The sequence below is a fragment of the Terriglobales bacterium genome (genome assembly GCA_035937135.1).
Classification (GTDB): domain Bacteria; phylum Acidobacteriota; class Terriglobia; order Terriglobales; family Acidobacteriaceae; genus DASYVL01.
This window is the reverse complement of the sequence record DASYVL010000062.1, coordinates 1-18,265: the sequence shown is the minus strand read 5'-3', so window position 1 is coordinate 18,265 and position 18,265 is coordinate 1. Positions and strand designations below refer to the sequence as shown.

Below are 18,265 nucleotides of genomic sequence, written 5' to 3'. Positions count from 1 at the left end.
CGGGCCAGGGCATCGCGCGCCACCCGGTCGGCTTCGTTCTCCAGGCGGTTGATCTCCACGCAGTACTCGAGGACGTGGGAGTGCTTTTCCAGCAGCGAGACCGCCTTGGCGATCTGCTCGCACTGGCGGATGACCAGGTCCGCCAAGTCTCCGGCGGCGCTGGGGGCGCTGGTGATCTTGTACATCAGCAAGCGCTCGCCAGCGGCGTTCAGGGAGTCGAGCACATCGTCCATGCTGGAGGCCAGACGGTAAATATCCTCGCGGTCGAAGGGAGTGATAAAGGTCTGGTTCAGCTTGATGAGGATGGCGTGGGTCATGTCGTCGCCGCGGTGCTCGATCTCCTTGAGCTGCTGCACCCGGGTTTCCACGTTCTGGAAGTCACCCAGGATCGCCCGCAACAGCCGCGCCCCCTCGATGAGGTTGCCGGACATCTCGGCGAACATGGAGAAAAACTTGGTTTCGTGAGGGATCAGACGCACTCGATTCAGCTCCTGAGCGAAGATGGGTCCAAGGCAAAAGGCGGACAAACTATCTCACGCACTCTGGAATGGCGTCAACGCTGGTCGCGAAGGCGGCGGGACCCCGCCGGAAAACAACAAAAGGCCGTCCTAGGGGACGGCCTCGGCAGAGAAAAAAGGGTTCGCTTAGAGCGTGGACTCGATCTCAAAGCCCCAAGCCTGCAGCAGGGACTCGGGAATGAACTTGGAGTTCTTGTTGCGCCGCGCCCACTCCCGCAGACGGGTGGAGCGCAGGTACTGCGTGGGCTCCAGCTTGAACTCCTTCACCGCCTGCTCAAACGAGGTGACGGTCGGAATCACCGGGCCGATGGGCTCCGGCTTGCCCCAGTTAGGATTGCCACGACGCTTTGCCATTTTTAGTTGGTCCTGCCTTATGGAATTTTTCCCTAACTGTTTGATTCGGAAGAGGCAACCTAGGATTCAGAGACTGCCTTTGGGCCCGACCGTACCCTCAAACGCCGGTCACCATGCGACCGGAACTCCATATATTAGCAGGGTTTAGCGGCCTTTTCAACAGGTAATCGTAAGCTATTGTAAATACAATACTTTAGTTGATGGCCGTTAACCGGAAGGGTAAGGGCCCATTGGGTAGTTGGTCACTTGCGTGCCTGAGAATCCCAGCCGGCAACCGGAAACTACCGTCGTGCTAGTGCCAGTTCAGCGACGGGATGACGACCAGGATCAGGAACAAGATAAACCCCAGGGCCAGGTACCCGAGAATGAGGCCCGCCAGGGCCATCCCGGCGCCCTTCTGCCGGCCTGCGCTCTTGCGAATCTGCGCGCGCGACGTGGCCGAAAACCACTGCTAGGATCCCAAACATCGGAAAGAGGGACAAGAAGCCCAGCAGCAGGCTGGCGACCGCCAGAGAGTTGGTGCTTGCGGTTACCGCGGGAGCCGAGATCGCGGCGGCAGGGATGCCAGCAGGGGCGGCGGGCGCCAGCGGCTGGCCGCACTTCTGGCAGTATCCGGCCTCGGGGCTATTCCCGGTACCGCAGTGTGCGCAGTTGGTCAAAGCGTCGTCCGCGGGAATCCTGCCTACAACCGGCTACTGAATGTGGTGCCCGGGGGCGGAGTCGAACCGCCACGCTCCTTTCGGAGCCCGGGATTTTAAGTCCCGTGCGTCTGCCAATTTCGCCACCCGGGCAGCAGAATCACGAGCAATGTAGCACGCCCCGTGAGTCGTCGGTCTACTTGATGCTGAACACCATGGACCTGCCCTCCATGATCTTCAGCTTGCTGGCGCGGCCGAGGGCGACCATCACATAGAGGGCGTTGAGCGGCGCAAAGGCGGCGCGGAAGGGCCCACCGGCCTTGGCCAGGCGCTTGGAGGTGACGTGGCGTCCGCGGAAGCGCCGGGAAACGAGGTCCGGCGCCTTACGGCTGACCGGGTTCACATTCAATCCCCCGCGCGAGTTGGGCGACACTACAAGATAGGCGTGGCTGCCCTGGAAGACGTGATAGGTTCGCCGGGATCCCTTGGCCCGGCCCACGTAGCGCACGTCCTTGAAAAAGTCCGGTATCTTCACGATCCCTCCCCTGGCAGCGCGCCGGCATTGGAAAGCAGCGCCCCGCTGCGCGAAGCATAGCAAAACCTCCTGTGGATAGTTGACGGATATCTGCGAAACCCAACCCCTCGTGCGAAGATGGCTGGTTCAGCCCATGGATCTCGCGGCGAAATTCGCGGCTGCGGCGGCGCTCTGCGCGGCGGCCTACTACCTGATCTGCCTATGGAGCGCGTTTGGGATCTCGCGGCAGAAGGACGCGGTCGCGAACGGGCCGCTGCCTCCGGTTTCCATCCTCAAGCCGCTGCACGGCGCCGACCCGGAACTCTACGAAGCCCTGGGCAGCCACTGCACGCAGGACTACGCGGAGTACGAGGTCATTCTGGGGGTCTCCGATCCGGCCGACCCCGCCGTGCCGGTTGCCGAGCAGGTGACGCGGGAGTTCCCGGGCCACGTCCGCCTGCTGGTCTGCCCAGAGGTGCTGGGCGCGAACCGCAAACTCAGCAACCTGATCCAGATGCTGGCCCAGGCGCGCCACGGCCACCTGCTGATCAACGACAGCGACATCCAGGTTCCGCCGGATTATCTGCGCCGCATCTTGGCGCACTTCAAAGATCCCGCGGTGGGTGGAACTCACCGGCAGCTTGCGGGCGTGCTCGCCGAAGGCCTGCGAGAGCGTGACCCAGTCGCCGCGCGCCACCATCTCGCGTGCCGCCTCGGCGTGGACTGAGTCGGTGTCGTCGAGCAGCGCCGGACGGAACAGCGCGGGAAGGTAGATGATGGCCCACAGCAGGAAAATCACGGCGAAGGATGCGAGCTTGCGCGGCGAGCCGTGCTCTCGTGGGTCCAAGATTTCCTGCTGACCGCGTTGCGGGAACCGAGCCGTCAAGATTATACGAGAGCACTTTCCCCGGACCGCGCAAGCGCCGGGAGTTTGACGGTCCTGGGCGGGCCGGGTAGTGTTGCTGTTTTCCCGAGCCTCAACCGTGTTCTCCTCACGCACCGACTGGGACCTGACGCCGAACCGCCTGTCGGCGGAGCTTGCGCGGCTGCGCGCTCGCGGCAGGGAAGTCCTCGACCTGACGGAATCGAACCCTACGCGCTGCGGATTCAGATACGACCGCAAGGTGATTCTTCGGGCGCTGGCCCGGCCGGGGGCGCTCGAGTATCAGCCCGACCCGCGAGGCATGCGCTCCGCCCGGCAGGCGGTGGCGGAGTACTACGGCCGGCGCGGCAGCGGGGCGGCGTCGCTGCGCGTCGACCCGGAAAGAATCCTGCTGACCGCCAGCACCAGCGAGGCCTATTCGTTCGTCCTCCGCTTGTTGTGCGCTCCCGGCGACCAGGTGCTGGTGCCCTCGCCCAGCTATCCGCTCTTCGAATTCCTGGCGGGATTGAATGACGTCGAACTCGTTCCCTATGCGCTGGTTTACGACCACGGCTGGCAGATCGACCTGCACTCGCTGGAGTCGGGCCTCACCTCGCGGACGCGCGCCGTGGTGGTGGTGAATCCCAACAATCCGACCGGGTCGTTTGTGAAGAGGCACGAAGTCGGCGCGCTGAACGCTCTTTGCACCAACCAGGGTTTGGCGTTGGTGGCCGACGAGGTTTTCCTCGACTATGCACATGATGGAAAAGCGCGGCCTTCCCTGGCGGCCAACCGGGACGTCCTCACGTTTGCCCTGAGCGGGCTCTCCAAAATCTCCGCCCTGCCGCAGATGAAGGCCGCATGGGTGGTTGTGAATGGACCCAGGCCAAAGGTGCAGGGGGCGCTGGCGCGGCTGGAGGTCATCGCCGACACTTATCTTTCCGTCAATACCCCGGTGCAGCTCGCATTGCCGCCGCTGCTGGCGCAGCGCCGGGCCATGCAGGCGCAAATTCGCCGGCGCATGTCGGTCAACCGCCGCGAGCTGGCGAAACAGCTCGCAAGCCATCCGGCTTGCCGCGTTCTGGAGAGCGAGGGCGGCTGGTACGCCCTGCTTCGCGTCCCAGTCACAGGCTCGGACGAACGACTGGCCCTGGACCTGCTCCGCAAACGGGCCGTACTGGTGCATCCGGGGCACTTCTACGGCTTGGCCGGAGAGGGCCACTTGGTACTCAGCCTGATCGTTCCCGAGGGCCGCTTTCGGGAGGGTCTCCGGCGAGCATTGGCTATGGCAGGTTAGGGGAGGTTACTTTGATGGCAGGTCAGGCGGAAACCCCTTTCGGCGTAGGGGCTTCCGTGATACCGTTGAGGGCACAAAGCGGCTACCAAAGGGGCACCTCTCCGCCCTGCAAAAGGGGGAGGTTTTGTGCGATTGGTAGGGTGCGCATGTGCGCCCTGAAAGCCGCTGTCGCTAGTGTCGGAGCCGCTTCCCCCTTGAGGTGGCCGCGCGAACCCATGGAGCCTCAAGACAGCGTTACCCAGATCATCCAGTCCTCGCGGGCGCAGGCCGACCTGCTGGCGGAGCTGGAGAAGTTTCGCCGCACCATCACGGTGATGTTTACCGACATCAAGGGGTCCACAGCGTACTTCGAGAAGTACGGCGACGTGGCTGGCATGATGATGGTGCACCAGTGCAACGACGCACTGCGGCAGATCGTGGAGAGGCATACGGGCCGGGTGGTCAAGACCATCGGCGATGCCATCATGGCCACGTTCGAGGACTGCAAGGAGTCCATCGTCGCCGCGATCGAGATGCAGAAGCAGCTGATCGTCTTCAACGCCCCCAGGCCTGAGCAGGACCATGTGTTCATCCGCATCGGGCTGAACTACGGCGCCGGCATCGTGAAGTCGAACGACGTTTTCGGTGACGTGGTCAATGTAGCTTCGCGGGTGGAGAGCGTAGCCGTGCCCGAGCAGATTGTCATCTCCGACACCCTCAACCAGCAGGTGGCGGGGCTGGGGGCGTTCAAGATCTCCCACTTGGGGCGCTTCGCGCTCAAAGGGAAGGAAGGCGACCGCGACTTGTTCGAGGTGGTGTGGGATGAAGGAGTCTCCAGCCGTCCGGCCGCCGCCCACACCGTGGTGCTGGGAGGCGCGAAGTTCTCCCTCGTCCTGCCCAAGTTCAAGCTGCAGCACATCAAGAAAGACGGCTCGGTGGGCTCCGAGCACGAACTGAAGGACGGCAAGCTGTCGGTGGGCAAGGTCGAGGGAGACCTGAAGTTCGCAGCCGACCCGCAGTTGGCGCCCCTGCACGCGCGCTTCTCCGTGGACCGCGGGCAGCTCTTCGTGGAGGACACCAGCCAGGGTAAGGGCGTCTATGTGCGCCTGATCGCCACCTACATGCTGCAGGACGGCGACGTGGTGATGATGGGACGCCAGACCTTCCGCTTCCACGAGAAGGCCGAGGCGCTGGCCCAGGCCGCCGCCACCGGAACGACCATCGTCAATATGTCCGCGATGCTCAAGGAATCCATCGCCGAGTTCGTCGCCCTCAACCCGCAGGGGCAGGAACTCGACAGTCGCTTCCCCCTCTTCGACCAGGAAATCACCTGGGGGCGAAACAAGGGGACGTACACCTTCCAGGAAGACGGGTTCATGAGCGGGGCGCACTCCAAGGTGTATCATCGCGGGGAGAATTTCTTCCTGGAAGACAGCGGCAGCCGCAACGGCACCTTCGTGAAGGTGCGGGAGAAGGCTCCCGTGCCCGTGGGGGCTACGGTAGTGATGGGCGGACAATTGCTCAAGGTGGCGCAATAAATGGCGCAACCCACGGTCAACAAGATCGGGAAGTACGAGGTCGTCGACGTCCTGGGCAAGGGCGGCATGGGCGTGGTGTACAAGGCCACCGACCCCCGCATCGGCCGCCTGGTTGCCATCAAGATGATGACCGGGGGCTTCGCCGACAACCCCGACCTGCTCAAGCGCTTCTACCGCGAAGCCCAGTCCACGGGCATGCTGCAGCACCCCAACATCGTCATCGTCTACGACCTAGGCGATCAGGAAGGCAATCCCTACCTGGTGATGGAGTACCTGCAAGGGGACCCGCTGGACAAGCTGATCGCCAGCCGCCGCGAACTCTCCATGGTGCAGAAGCTGGACTACATCATCCAGGCCTGCAACGGGCTGAACTACGCCCACCAGAAAGGTATCGTCCATCGCGACATCAAACCCGCCAACCTCATGGTCCTGAACGATGGGACGGTCAAGATCGTGGATTTCGGCATCGCCCGCATCGGCGACCAGTCCCTCACCCGCACCGGTCAGGTGGTGGGCACCATCACCTACATGTCGCCGGAGCAGATCAACGCCCAGGTGGTGGACGGCCGCACCGACATCTTTTCCGCCGGTGTGATGCTGTATGAGCTTCTCACCTACACCCTGCCCTTCGACGGCAAGGACACCGCCTCCACGCTGCTGAAGATCATCCACGAGCCGCCGCCGCCGCTGAAGAACTTCCTGCCCGTCTATCCTCCGGATCTGGAGGAAGTGCTGCACAAGGCCCTCTCCAAGGACCGGGAGGAGCGCTACGCCACCGCCGAGGACTTCGCCTTCGACCTCTCGCGCGTCCAGGAACAGCTCAAGAAGACGATGGTCAGCGAATATGTGGAGAAGGCCAAGGCCTCCATCGAGAAGCAGGAGCTGAGCAAGGCCAAGGAGCTGCTGCAGCAGGTGCTGAAGGTGGATACGCAGCACCACGAGGCCAAAGAGCTGATGCACGACGTGCAGCAGCGCCTGCAGAAGCAGCAGCGCGGCGAGCAGATCAAACAGCTGCGCTCCCACGCCGAGGACGCGCTGGCCCAGAAACTCTACGACGACGCGCTGGCTTACGCCGAGCAGGCCGTCACCCTGGACAAGGCAAATACTGAACTGCTCAACCTCCGCGACCTGGCCCAGGAGGCCAAGAACCAGAAGAAGAAGCTGGACGACGTGCTGCACCGCGCCGATTCCTCCTACCACGCCGGCGATCTCGAGGCGGCACAGAGGTCGGCGGAGGAAGCTCTTTCGCTCGATTCCAGCAACACCCAAGCCAGGGCGCTCCAAGCCACTGTCTCCAAAGAGCTTTCGGAGAGAGGGAAGGAGAAGCAGGTGCAGGGGCTGCTGGACGAGGCGCGCAGGAACATTTCCGCGCTCAAGTTCACCGCCGCCTTCGAGGTTTTGAAGAAAGCGGAGTCCATCGACGCCGCCAGCCAGGAGATCCATTCCCTGATGAATCTGGCTTCCTCCGGTCGGGAGAGGGAGCAGCGCCGGAAGGACCTGGACCGCTTCACCAACGAGATCAACGACGCCATCAGCCGCGACGACTACGAGGCTGCCTGCAACACCGCCGACGAAGCCCTGCTGAAGTTCCCCAACGACCCCGGCCTGCTCAAGCTCAAGACCATGGCGGAGAAGCAGCGGGAGGCGACCGGGCGGCGGAAGCTGGGCGACGAGCAGATGGCCGAGGCGCGCAAACTGCTCGATGCCGGAAAGGCCGGCGAGGCCCTGGCGCTGCTGGAGCAGGCGGTCAAGAAGGTTCCGGGCGACGCCCGCATGCAGTCGATGCTGGCCAGGGTGCGCGACGCGGCCGAAAGCGAAAAGACCGAGCAGCTGAAAGCCGACTACCTCCACAAGGCCAAGGAAGCCCTCAAAAAGAAGGACTACGACGGCGCGGTCCAGGTGCTGGAGTCGGCGCAGATGGAGCTCGAAGGCTCGGACGAGATCAACGGTCTGCTGCAGTTCGCCCGCGACGAGGCCGCCAGCCAGAGCAAGCGCAAGAAGATCGAGGCGGCCGCGGAAGAGGCCCAGCGCCTCATTGGCGAAGGGGAATACGAGCGCGCCGTGCAGGTGCTGGAAACCGCCATGAAGCAGACTCCCGACGAGGATCTGCGCGGGGTGCTGAACGACGCCCGCCGCCACGTGGAGGAGTTCACTCGCAAGGTGGACGCCGCCGTCGGCAAGGCGCAGCGCATGCTGGAAGCGCGCAAGGTGGACGATGCCGTCAAGTTCCTGGAGTCGCAGGACAAGTCCTTCGCCCGCTCCAGCCAGTTCACCGCGGTGCTGGAGAAGGCCCGCACCGAGTTCGACCAGGCCAAGGGCGTAGCCGGCGCCATCGAGAAGGCCAAGGAGGCGGCCGACAAAGGCGACTTCCTCAACGCCATGAAGATCGCCGAGGCCTGCAAGAAGACCTACGGCGAGACTCCCGAGGTGAAGCAGGCGCTGCTGGATCTGGAGACCAAGCGCCAGGCCATCGCGCGAAACGCGGTGGAGAAGGCCATCCGGGATGCCCGCACCCTGCTGCTATCGAGGCAGTACCGCCCGGCCCTGCAAAGCCTGGAGGCGGTAGCCGGCCTGGTGACCGCAGCCCCCGCCGACCTGCAGACGCAGTATGAGAGCCTGAAGAAGGACGCTACATCCGGCGCCTCCCGCCAAAAGAAGGAAGCGGATCTGGGCAAGACCATCGTCGCCGGCTCTACCGACATGTCGCAGACCGTGGTGGCCGGCTCCTACGAAAGCAGCGGCAGCCGGCCCGCAATGCCGGCGCCGCCAGCGCACCTGGATAAGACCGTCGCCATCCCTGCGCCTACCGGCCAGCGTCCGGCGGCCGTCCCCACGCCCCGGCCCGCGATGGCGCCGACCCCTACGCGCACAGTTTCTGCTCCTCCCGCGCCGGGGAAAAAGTCTCCGATCATGATGATTGCCATCGCCGCCATAGCGTTCGTGGTGCTGGCGGTGGGCGGTTACGTGGGCTACAAAAAGTTCGTGGGGCCGGGCGACGCCACCACCTACATCGAGATCAACGCCGTGCCCTGGGGCACAGTGAAAACCATCACCTCCACCGGCGGCGGCAAAGCCATCGAAGTGAACCAACAGACCCCGATCCGGTGGCCGGTCCCAGAAGGTGAATTCACCGTGGTAGTGGCGGGGCCGGATGGGACGGAGAAATCGGAAACCGTCAAAGCCACCAACGATTCACCGGGGAGCTGCACTCCCGTGTACGAGGCCATCGATGTCGAAAAAATCCTTAATGCGCACTAACGGCTGGCTGCTACTGGCGGCGCTGCTCGTGGCCGCGCCCGCCTTTGCCAGCAAGGACGACGACTACAAGGCGGCCCAGGCAGCCGCCAGCGCGGGCAGGGCCGAGGAAGCCGCCCGCCTCTTCTGCCAACTCGATCCCGGCTTCAAGGACGCCGGGATGATGTGCGGCATCATGAAGAAGGAGGCGCAGAAGGAAGTCCAGAAGAACGAGGACCGCTTCCAGGAGGGCCTGAAGGCGTTCAACGAGAAGCGCTACGACGATGCCCGGCAGAAGTTCCAGAATGTGAGGACTGGGCCTCGCGCCGAGGAGGCAAAGCAGTACATCACCAGCAAGATTCCGGCCGCCATGGCGGCGCAGGAGAGAGAATCGACGGCGGGCGTCGAATCCGCCGCCAGCCAAAAGTTCGACCAGGGAGTACAGGCCTACAACCGCAACGACTTCAACGGCGCCCGCAGCCTGTTCCAAAGCGTGACCGGGGGCAAGAAGGGCGAGGCCGACAACTACCTGAACCGGATGAAGCAGTTTGAATCCGCCATGGCCGAGGGCGACCGCCTGTCCGCCGCCAAAAATTACAAGGCCGCCCAGGGTTCTTACAACGAAGCCGCCACTCTCAAGGGCGACGGCCCGGGCAATCCGCGCGACAAGGCCAGCCACATGGCCAGCCTGGGATCGGGTTCCACCACCACGCCGTCGGTGACCACCGCCACCACCACAACCAAGCCTCCTTCGGTCACCACCACTACAACCCCGCCCATCACGCGCGCCCCGGTGGTGGCTGCGGTGAAGGAACCTTCGAAACCCAAGGTGGACGTAGGCAAGCTTCTGGCTGAAGCCGAGGCCGCCAAGGCCAAGGGGGACATCGCCTCCGCCAAGAGCAAGTACATCGCCGTCCTGGCCGCCGAAGAGAGGAACGTGCAAGCCAAGGTCGGGCTGGAAACGCTGCCCAAGGAGACGGGACCGACCGAGCGGAAGGCTAGCTCCGAAGCCGACGTCATGCTCGCCAAGGGCATCCGTGAGTACTATCAGGGCCTGTTCGAGAATGCCGAGGTCCACATCGACGACTACCTGAACGTGAACGGCTCCAAGACCGGCCTCAGCCACTTCTACATGGGCGCCAGCAAGCTCACCCGCTTCTACCTCAGCGGCGAGAAGGACAACGGGCTCAAGCGCGACGCCGAGGCCGCCTTCCGCCTGGCCAAGCAGACCGCAGGGTTCAAGCCGCCCGGGGAGTCCTTCGTTTCGCCCAAGATACTGAAGGCTTATCAGGACGTCAACCAGTAGCTTCCGCGCCCGGACTGGAGCATCAACCGTCCGGGCGTTCTTGTCTATGCGCTTCCTCGTCCATCGCTCGCAGGTGGAGTTGCTGGAAGGCGATTTGGTGGAGCAGGACGTGGATGCCCTGGTCAACGCCGCCAACAGCTCGCTGCTGGGCGGCGGCGGCGTGGACGGCGCCATCCATCGCGCGGCCGGCCCCGGGCTGCTGGCCGAGTGCCGCAACCTGGGCGGATGTCCCACGGGCGAGGCCCGCCTCACGCGCGGCCACAACCTCAAGGCCCGCTTCGTCATCCATGCGGTCGGTCCGGTCTACCGCGGCCATCCCCAGGACGCTGAACTCCTCGCCGCCGCTCATCGCTCCAGCCTCGAGCTGGCTTCGCGGCACAACATTCACAGCCTCGCCTTTCCCGCCATCAGTACCGGCGCCTATGGATACCCGTTCGACGAAGCCGCCGGGGTCGCCCTCGAAACAGTGAAGCGCTACCTCGAAGCTCATCCCGAGATCGACCTGGTGCGCTTTGTGCTCTGGGGAGAGCAGGCGCTCATCGCCTACCAGCGCGCCGCGCAGAAAATCCTGCGAACCTAGATCCCGTTCTCCACTGCCCGGTTTCGGAGGGGCACGCCTTCAGGCGTGCCGCAGGAGGCATTCCCTTTGAGATTTGTCATCCCGAGTGCCTTTGCCTGAGGCCCGAATGGCCGAAGCCCTGAGCGAAGTCGAAGGGGCGACCCGAGCCCGCCGGGGTGAGGGAGCGCGAGCGAGGGACCTTGGTTTCTTTTCTTGTCTTCTCGAGCCCAGCTTGCGGTCTACCGATGGATCAGGAAGGGATTTGTTTCCCGCTCTCGGCCGATGGTGGTCAGCGGGCCATGGCCGGGGACGACCAGCGTCTCATCCGGCAGCGCCAGCACCCGATGGTGGAGCGAGGCAAGGATCTTTTCCATCGACCCGCCGGGCAAGTCCGTCCGCCCGATGCTTCCGGCAAACAGCGTGTCCCCGGCAATCAGCTTCTTTTCCGGCTCAAAGTAGAGGCAGACGCTGCCCTGGGTGTGCCCTGGGGTGTGTATCACGGTGGCGGCCAGCCTTCCGGCGCGCACTGTGCCGGCGTCGTCCAGGCTCGCGTCCACGGTCACGGCTCCGGGCGGAGCCATGCCCACCCAGGCCGCCTGCTCGTCCAACATCTTCAGCAGGGCGTAGTCGCTCTGGTTCAGCAGGATGGGCGCACCGGTGGCGCGCTTGAGTTTCATCGCCCCGCCCACGTGGTCGATGTGGGCGTGGGTGATGATGATCTGCTTCACCGTGAGCCTGTGCCGGCCGACGATGGCCAGCACTTCCTCGATCTCGTCGCCGGGGTCGATGACCAGGGCTTCGCGGCTCTCCTCGTCGCCCACCACCGAGCAGTTGCACTGCAAAGGACCGACGGGAAGGATCTCGTGGATCATGACTTCATCTTGCGTGGGATTACTTCTGTTGGGGCGGCTGCGCCGGCGGCGGAGCGGGCTGCGCCGGCTGGCTCTGCACCGGGGCGGGGCTTGCCTTCTCCAGTACGGAGCCGGACTTCCCCTTGCCAGCCATGATGGTGAGCGCGACCGAGGTGATCATGAAGCAGATGGCGGCGACGGTCGTGGCCCGGGTCAGCATAGTCGCTGCGCCCCGCGGTCCGAAGGCGGTCTGGCTGCCGCCGCCGCCGAAGGCCGCCGCGATGTCCGCGCTCTTGCCGCTCTGCAAGAGCACCACGGCGATCAGGAATACACAAACGATGATGTGCACCACTGTCAAAAGAACAACCATGCTCGGTACCGCGTGCCTTTCTTGGATCCCCGACGGTGAGATGGTGCGGAAGGGGGGATTTGAACCCCCATGCCTTTCGGCGCCACCCCCTCAAGATGGTGTGTCTGCCAGTTCCACCACTTCCGCCCGGACTGCGCTTCTCCTTGAGGAAATGAAAGTGAAGAAACTCCGAGGGCAGAGAAGATTATATCAGAGGCCCCCGGGGAGCCTTGGGCGCCGTTCCGCCCCTCAGTAATGGACGATGGCCGCAAAGGACTTGGGATCGAGGCTGGCGCCGCCCACCAGCGCGCCGTCAATCTCCTGCTCTGACATCAGCGCGGTGGCGTTCTCCGGCTTCACGCTGCCGCCGTAGAGGATGCGCAGGCCGGCGGCAACTTCCTGGCCCAGGGACTTGGCTGCCTCGTGGCGGATCACGCCGTGCGCGTCGGCGGCCATCTTCGGCGTCGCCGTCTTGCCCGTCCCAATGGCCCACACCGGTTCGTAGGCCACCACCAGATTCGCCGCCTTCTTGCCGGAGATGCCGCGGAAGGCGCCCGAGCACTGCCGCCGCAGCACTTCCTCGGTCAGGCCGGCTTCGCGCTCCTCACTCACTTCGCCGACGCACACGATGGGGATCAGGCCGGTTTCGAGCGCGCGCTCCAGCTTGCGGCCGACCGTGTCGTCGGTCTCGCCGAAGTGCTGCCGCCGCTCCGAGTGTCCCAGGATGACGTGAGTGCAGCCCACGGCGCTCAGCATCCCGGCCGAGATCTCACCGGTGTAGGCGCCTTCCTTTTCCCAAAACATGTCCTGCGCGCCCACGCCTAGAGAGGTGCCGCGCACCGCCTCAACCAGGGCCGGCAGGCAGACGAAAGGCGCGCACAGCGCAATCTCGTCGCGCGTGTGCCCGGCGACGAGCGGCAGAAGATCGCGCACAAACGCCTGCGCCTCGGCCGGCGTCTTGTACATCTTCCAGTTCCCAGCGATGAGTTTCTTTCGAGCCATGGTCATGTTCATAAACTACTTTAAGTGCTGTCCGTAAGCGCCTCTACCCCTGGCAGCTTCTTGCCCTCTAGGAATTCAAGAGATGCGCCGCCTCCGGTGGAGATGTGGGTGATCTGCTCGGCCACACCCGCCATATGGACGGCCGCCACCGAGTCGCCTCCGCCCACGATCGAGGTACAGGAGGAATTGGCAGCGATGGCCTTGGCGATCTTGATCGTCCCCTCAGCAAAGGGTGCCAGCTCGAAGACGCCCATGGGCCCGTTCCACACGATGGTCTTAGCGGCGGCTATCTCGGCAGCGAAGAGTGCGACCGTCTTGGGCCCGATGTCGAGTCCCATGCGGTCATCGGGGATGGGGCTGCCCTCGGCGAGCACGGAGACCTGGGCGTCAGCGGCAATCTTGTCGGCGATGACGTGGTCCACCGGCAGCAGCAGCTTCAGGTGGCGCAGTCCGGCCTCGTCCAGCAGCTTGCGCGCCAGCTCCACCTTGTCCTCTTCCACCAGGGACTTGCCCACCGCGCTGCCCGAGGCTTTCAGGAAGGTGAAAGCCATGCTGCCGCCGATCAGCAGCGTATCCACCTTGCCCATCAGGTTGCGGATCACCTCGATCTTGTCGGAAACCTTGGCGCCGCCCAGGATGGCGACGAACGGCCGCTGCGGATCCTCGAGCGCCTTGCCCAGATAGGTGAGCTCTTTTTGCATGAGGAACCCCGCCGCGGATTTCTCCACGAAGTGCGTGATGCCCACCGTGGAGGCGTGGGCGCGATGGGCGGTGCCGAAAGCGTCGTTGACGTAATAGTCCGCTAGGCGCGCCAGCGCCTGCGAGAATTTCTCGTCGTTGGCTTCCTCTTCGGGATGGAAGCGCAGGTTTTCGAGTAGCAATACCTGGCCGGGGGCGAGGTCTGCCGCCATCTGCTCCGCTTCCGCGCCCACACAGTCGGAGGCAAAGCTCACCTCCGCCTCCGACTTCTGCTCGCGAAGGAGCTTCCACAGGCGCTCGGCCACCGGCTTCAGGCTCATCTTCGAGTTGGGCTTGCCCTTGGGACGCCCGAGGTGCGACGCCGCAAACACTCGCGCGCCATTGCGCAACGCGTACTGGATGGTGGGCAGCGTCTCGCGGATGCGCGTGTCGTCCGTGATCTTGCCCTCGTCGGAAAGCGGCACGTTGAAGTCCGCGCGCAGGAAGACGCGCTTCTTGTTGAGATCCAGTTGCGTGATGGAGAGTTTAGCCATCGGGTAATTGGGTGATTGTGTAATTGAGAAATTGGCGCCCGAAACTCAGAAGCCGGGTACAGACAGTTCTTCAATTACCCGATTTCCCAATTACTCAATCTCCTACAGTCCCTTCGCGCCCAGGTAGTGGATCAAGTCTCTCACCCGGCACGAATATCCCCACTCGTTGTCGTACCAGGCGATGACCTTCACGCAATTGCCGGCGACCACGCGGGTCATGCCGGCATCCACGATGGAGGAACGCGAGTCGCCGCGGTAATCCATGGAAACCAGCTCAGCTTCCTCGTAGCCCAGGTAGCCCTTGAGCGGGCCCGCCTCTGAGGCCTTCTTCATGGCTCCATTCACCTCTTCCACCGTGGTCTTCTTTTCCACGAAAACCACCAGGTCCACCACCGAGACGTTGGGCGTAGGCACGCGCATGGCAAAGCCATCGAGCTTGCCCTTGAGGTCGGGAATCACCAGGTAAATGGCCTTGGCCGCGCCGGTCGAGGTGGGGATCATGGAGAGCGCCGCCGCCCGTGCCCGCCGCAGGTCTTTGTGCGGGAAGTCGAGGATCACCTGGTCGTTGGTGTAGGAGTGGATGGTGGTCATGGTGCCGCACTGGATCTTAAAGGTGTCGTGCACCACCTTGGCGATGGGGCCCAGGCAGTTGGTGGTGCAGGAGGCGTTGGAGATCACGTGGTGCTTGGCCGGGTCGTACGCGCCCTCGTTCACGCCCAGGACCACGGTCAGGTCCTCGCCCTTGGCCGGCGCTGAGATGATGACCTTCTTCACCGTGCCCCGCAGGTGCTTTTTGGCGTCCTCGGCGTTGGTGAAGCGCCCGGTGGATTCCACCACCACCTGCGCGCCCATGGACGCCCAATCCAGCTTGGCCGGGTCTTTTTCCGCGAACACGCGGATGCTCTTGCCGTCCACGCTGATCGAGTCCTTCTCGGCGCGGATGTCGTGATGCAGGTTCCCCAGGATGGAGTCGTACTTCAGCAGGTGGGCCAGCGTCTTGGGATCGGTGAGGTCGTTGACCGCGACGAAGTCGAGCTCCTTGTCCGCGATGGCGGTGCGCAGGATGTTGCGCCCGATGCGGCCAAAGCCGTTGATGCCTACTTTGATGGCCATGAGTACCTCCGAAAATAAATGCGGAGCGAGAATACACCAGCAGTCCGCCGTCAGCAATCCGCATTCCGCCACAAGCGCGGGAGCCAAGCCGGAAGCGGGCGAACCGGGATGGACCACCGGCCGCTGATTGCTGAACGCCGCCTTTCTATGTTACAAGGCCAACATGACAAAATGGGTTCGCGACCGTCAGCGTCGCCGCAAGAAGAAGCCCCCGCTCGAAACCGAAGCCACCGGCCGCGTCGGCCAGCCCAAACCCAGCGATTCCTCCCGCCCCGCCCCGCTGCAGCCCTCTTACATGGACCATTTTGATAAGCCGGCCCCAGCCACGGGAGCGGCCCCGGAGGCAGGGAAGCCGCAAGTTGTGGTCGAAACCCAGCCGGAATCTCCCGACACGCCCCCGGCGCGGCCCGCCGGAGCCATCGGCCGCCCGCCGGGAAAGCAAGAGCCTCGCGCCCCGCGTGGCGTGGTGGTGCTGGCCATCGGGTTGCCGGGCTCCGGAAAGAGCACCTGGTTCAAGCGCCGCGGCGTCACCCCGCTCTCCAGCGATCTACTGCGCAGCGTGCTCTTCGACGACGTCGAAGAGCAGCGCTATCAGAGCCTGGTCTTCTCCACGCTGCGCTCGCTACTGCGCGCCCGCCTGGTCGCCAAGATGCCGTGGAACTATGTGGACGCCACCAACCTCTCGACCGGCGAGCGCAAGCAGTGGATCCAGATGTCGCGCAGCCTGGGGTACGAGGTGCACGCCATCTTCTTCGACGTGCCGCTCCAGGTCTGCCTGGAGCGCAACGGGCGCCGCGAACGCGTGGTGGCCGTGGACGTCATGCGCCGCATGTCCGCCAAGCTCAAGGCGCCTACCTTTGAGGAAGGGTTCGCGAAGATCGTTGTGGTAAAGGTGAAGCAGAAGGCCGAAGAATAGCCACAGGGCGCAGAGACAGAGAGTAGTAAAGGTTGCAGATTACAAAGTCACAGATCTTAGATCACTTCAGGTACTGCAACATCTGCTTGAACTCAGCCGTGCCCGAGCCGCCCAGCAGCTCGTAGATGATCATCTCCGTGGAGGAGATAAGCGCTCCCGCCGTCCGCATTCGTTCCAGGCCCACCTTCCAGTTCCACTCCGAGCGCGAGCCCACGGCGTCCGAGGCTACGTGCACCAGGTAGCCCTGCTCCAGCGCCCCCAGGGCCGTCTGCATCACGCAGATGTGCGTCTCCATGCCGCACAGCAGCACCGTGTTCCGCCGTCCGGGCAGGGCCTTGAGCGCGGAGCAGAACTGCTCGCTCCCGAAGCAGCCGAACCGCAGCTTGTCGATGGGCTCGGCCTCCGGAAGCAGGGAAGCGATCTCCGGCACGGTCTTCCCCAGGCCCTTGGCATATTGCGTGGTGGCCACCACCGGAATCTTCAGGATCTCCGCCAGCCGCAGCAGCAGTTGCGAGTTGCGCACCAGCCGCTCCTTTTCATGGATGGGCGGCAGCAGCTTCTCCTGAATATCGACGACCACCAGAGCCGCCTGCTCGGCGGACAGCGACTGGCGCGCTACCTCTCTCACGTCCTGGGTCATGGGGATGGGGCCGGCATGGGAAGTCCTGCGGCACCTGGGATTGCGCCCGACATTGTATACGCCCCGGTCAGCAGACTTCGCAGTAGCCGTCCGGGCCAGGCACCGGGCCCACCTCCACCTTCTCGAAGATGAAGCCGTTGCCGGCGGCGAGTGCCCGCCGGTTGGTCGCTGGAGAAGCCGCGAGTGAGGATGTGACTGGTGTCACCGAACGGGGTGATGCGCGAGCGAACGACGCGGTTTGACCCGCGCGCCAGCCGTCGGTAATATCATGAAGACAAGCGGCTTGCTTGTTCTCGCGCCGTTTTTGCGCTGGGGACTGCCCCCTCGTTCAATGGTAGGACAGCTGACTCTGGATCAGCATATCGGGGTTCGAATCCCTGGGGGGCAGCCAAATCTTTTCAACCACATAGCTACTGCACCCCTGCGGGACTGTGACGTAAATTGTGACGTTACCGAGTTTCTCTCGCCATCTCAACGACTTTTGTGAAACAAAGCGTGGGCCTATTCTAGAGAAATTGGGTGCAAAGCATAGGTTCAGATTTCGATTTATTAACCCCCTCATGCAGCCTTTTGTAACAATGCAGGGCTTCGCCTCTGGGAAAATTGACCGGGCGACTCTGGAAGCCTTGGCAAAGCTGAGCGCGGAGGCACAGCGCAAATTTCTGTGCTAAAGTCAAATGTCTGTAGCTTGCTTCACAATCCGCGCAGCGGCCTGGCTGAAGTCCTCGCCTTGGTTGCGCTTAGGTGTGGTGTGCTGTTCCAGGGCATGATGCCCGAACTCTCGTGAGAGCTTCCCCAGATCGGTCTTATCTGGACGGAATCTGTGCCCGCAACCTGAGCACACGTAATCGCCACTCCAAACGCGCTTGCCCTTCCGGGTCTCCATGACTGGCTTCAAAAACACTCTTTTGGCTGCCATGCCAACAGTCTACGCCGACCGTGGCGGGGTTCAACCAAGCCGAAGATTCAAACTGCACCACTACCGAACGAACCGATGCCTCCCTAATGCGCCTCAACATCTGCTAGAATGTCGCCCGTGGAATTGGCCTTAAATCTCCTGTGGGCTCTGATTTGCGCGCTGACCCTGTGTCTCTGGGCGTGGCAGGCGTACGCACAACGCCAGGAGCGCAGGGTACTCGTGCGCGGCACTTTGCTGCTGGTAGGCGTGCTCGTCATTCTTTTCCCATATATCTCCGTTACCGATGATTTGCAGGCCACCGAGTTCGTCGAGGACTCCTCTTACAGCGCCCGAAAAAGTCGGACCTGTGCAGCGAACCACGGTTGGCAGTCAGACGCGCCGACAGCATTCCTTTCTGCTGTGTGCCCGCTGGTTGCGCCTTCCGGAATCGCGGTCGAGTCAGTT

General features: G+C 63.6%; 17 protein-coding genes and 3 tRNA genes. 9 read left to right on the top strand and 11 right to left on the bottom strand.

Features of this window, described 5'->3' with window-relative positions; genetic code table 11:
- From VGQ94_04015 to VGQ94_04000, 4 genes are all read right to left on the bottom strand, one after another.
- Positions 1 to 479 (bottom strand): DUF47 family protein (locus tag VGQ94_04015; GenBank protein HEV2021670.1); only part of this gene is annotated, 479 nt, incomplete at its 3' end.
- Between the two features lie 165 nt (positions 480 to 644).
- Positions 645 to 872 (bottom strand): hypothetical protein, encoded by a 228-nt coding sequence (locus VGQ94_04010; GenBank protein HEV2021669.1) that lies wholly within the window; start codon positions 870 to 872, stop codon positions 645 to 647.
- A 702-nt stretch (positions 873 to 1,574) separates the two neighbouring features.
- Positions 1,575 to 1,663 (bottom strand) — tRNA-Leu (locus VGQ94_04005).
- A gap of 43 nt (positions 1,664 to 1,706) precedes the next feature.
- Positions 1,707 to 2,045 carry a hypothetical protein gene (locus VGQ94_04000; protein ID HEV2021668.1) on the bottom strand — a complete coding sequence of 113 codons (339 nt, stop codon included), beginning with the start codon at positions 2,043 to 2,045 and terminating at the stop codon, positions 1,707 to 1,709.
- 133 nt (positions 2,046 to 2,178) lie between these two features.
- Between VGQ94_04000 and VGQ94_03995 the strand changes: the two genes are divergently transcribed.
- The 6 genes from VGQ94_03995 (at position 2,179) to VGQ94_03970 (ending at position 10,820) form a co-directional block, all read left to right on the top strand.
- Positions 2,179 to 2,751 carry a glycosyltransferase gene (locus tag VGQ94_03995; protein ID HEV2021667.1) on the top strand — a complete coding sequence of 191 codons (573 nt, stop codon included), beginning with the start codon at positions 2,179 to 2,181 and terminating at the stop codon, positions 2,749 to 2,751.
- A gap of 256 nt (positions 2,752 to 3,007) precedes the next feature.
- Complete coding sequence (locus tag VGQ94_03990; GenBank protein ID HEV2021666.1) at positions 3,008 to 4,183, top strand: pyridoxal phosphate-dependent aminotransferase; 1,176 nt, start codon at positions 3,008 to 3,010, stop codon at positions 4,181 to 4,183.
- A 215-nt stretch (positions 4,184 to 4,398) separates the two neighbouring features.
- A complete protein-coding gene (locus VGQ94_03985; protein ID HEV2021665.1) occupies positions 4,399 to 5,700 on the top strand; it encodes an adenylate/guanylate cyclase domain-containing protein in 1,302 nt (433 codons plus the stop codon).
- Positions 5,701 to 8,958: a protein kinase gene (locus tag VGQ94_03980; protein HEV2021664.1), complete on the top strand. Its 3,258-nt coding sequence runs from the start codon at positions 5,701 to 5,703 to the stop codon at positions 8,956 to 8,958.
- On the top strand, positions 8,930 to 10,240 hold the full coding sequence (locus VGQ94_03975) for a hypothetical protein (protein ID HEV2021663.1): 1,311 nt from the start codon (positions 8,930 to 8,932) through the stop codon (positions 10,238 to 10,240). Before VGQ94_03980 ends, VGQ94_03975 begins: the two co-directional genes overlap by 29 nt.
- A gap of 46 nt (positions 10,241 to 10,286) precedes the next feature.
- The gene (locus tag VGQ94_03970; protein HEV2021662.1) at positions 10,287 to 10,820 is read left to right on the top strand and encodes an O-acetyl-ADP-ribose deacetylase; all 534 of its coding nucleotides are present in this window, start codon (positions 10,287 to 10,289) and stop codon (positions 10,818 to 10,820) included.
- Positions 10,821 to 11,038: 218 nt separating this feature from the next.
- Here the strand turns inward: VGQ94_03970 and VGQ94_03965 are convergent, their stop codons facing one another.
- The 6 genes from VGQ94_03965 to gap all read right to left on the bottom strand — a co-directional run bounded on the left by VGQ94_03965 (position 11,039) and on the right by gap (position 15,346).
- Entirely contained in the window at positions 11,039 to 11,671 is a 633-nt protein-coding gene (locus tag VGQ94_03965) for an MBL fold metallo-hydrolase (protein HEV2021661.1), read from the bottom strand.
- Positions 11,672 to 11,690: 19 nt separating this feature from the next.
- On the bottom strand, positions 11,691 to 12,020 hold the full coding sequence (gene secG / locus VGQ94_03960) for a preprotein translocase subunit SecG (protein HEV2021660.1): 330 nt from the start codon (positions 12,018 to 12,020) through the stop codon (positions 11,691 to 11,693).
- A 41-nt stretch (positions 12,021 to 12,061) separates the two neighbouring features.
- Positions 12,062 to 12,146 (bottom strand) — tRNA-Leu (locus tag VGQ94_03955).
- Between the two features lie 102 nt (positions 12,147 to 12,248).
- Complete coding sequence (tpiA, locus tag VGQ94_03950; GenBank protein HEV2021659.1) at positions 12,249 to 13,001, bottom strand: triose-phosphate isomerase; 753 nt, start codon at positions 12,999 to 13,001, stop codon at positions 12,249 to 12,251.
- Between the two features lie 20 nt (positions 13,002 to 13,021).
- On the bottom strand, positions 13,022 to 14,233 hold the full coding sequence (locus tag VGQ94_03945; GenBank protein HEV2021658.1) for a phosphoglycerate kinase: 1,212 nt from the start codon (positions 14,231 to 14,233) through the stop codon (positions 13,022 to 13,024).
- 102 nt (positions 14,234 to 14,335) lie between these two features.
- Positions 14,336 to 15,346, bottom strand: coding sequence for a type I glyceraldehyde-3-phosphate dehydrogenase (gene gap, locus VGQ94_03940; protein HEV2021657.1), 1,011 nt, complete (start codon positions 15,344 to 15,346; stop codon positions 14,336 to 14,338).
- 163 nt (positions 15,347 to 15,509) lie between these two features.
- On the opposite strand from gap, the gene VGQ94_03935 reads away from it, so the two are divergent.
- On the top strand, positions 15,510 to 16,262 hold the full coding sequence (locus VGQ94_03935; protein HEV2021656.1) for an AAA family ATPase: 753 nt from the start codon (positions 15,510 to 15,512) through the stop codon (positions 16,260 to 16,262).
- 61 nt (positions 16,263 to 16,323) lie between these two features.
- On the opposite strand, the gene VGQ94_03930 is transcribed toward VGQ94_03935, so the two are convergent.
- Positions 16,324 to 16,902 carry a hydrolase gene (locus VGQ94_03930; GenBank protein ID HEV2021655.1) on the bottom strand — a complete coding sequence of 193 codons (579 nt, stop codon included), beginning with the start codon at positions 16,900 to 16,902 and terminating at the stop codon, positions 16,324 to 16,326.
- A 317-nt stretch (positions 16,903 to 17,219) separates the two neighbouring features.
- Here VGQ94_03930 and VGQ94_03925 point away from each other — a divergent pair.
- Both VGQ94_03925 and VGQ94_03920 read left to right on the top strand, forming a co-directional pair.
- Positions 17,220 to 17,293, top strand: a tRNA-Gln gene (locus tag VGQ94_03925).
- A gap of 645 nt (positions 17,294 to 17,938) precedes the next feature.
- Positions 17,939 to 18,265 (top strand): hypothetical protein (locus VGQ94_03920; GenBank protein ID HEV2021654.1); only part of this gene is annotated, 327 nt, incomplete at its 3' end.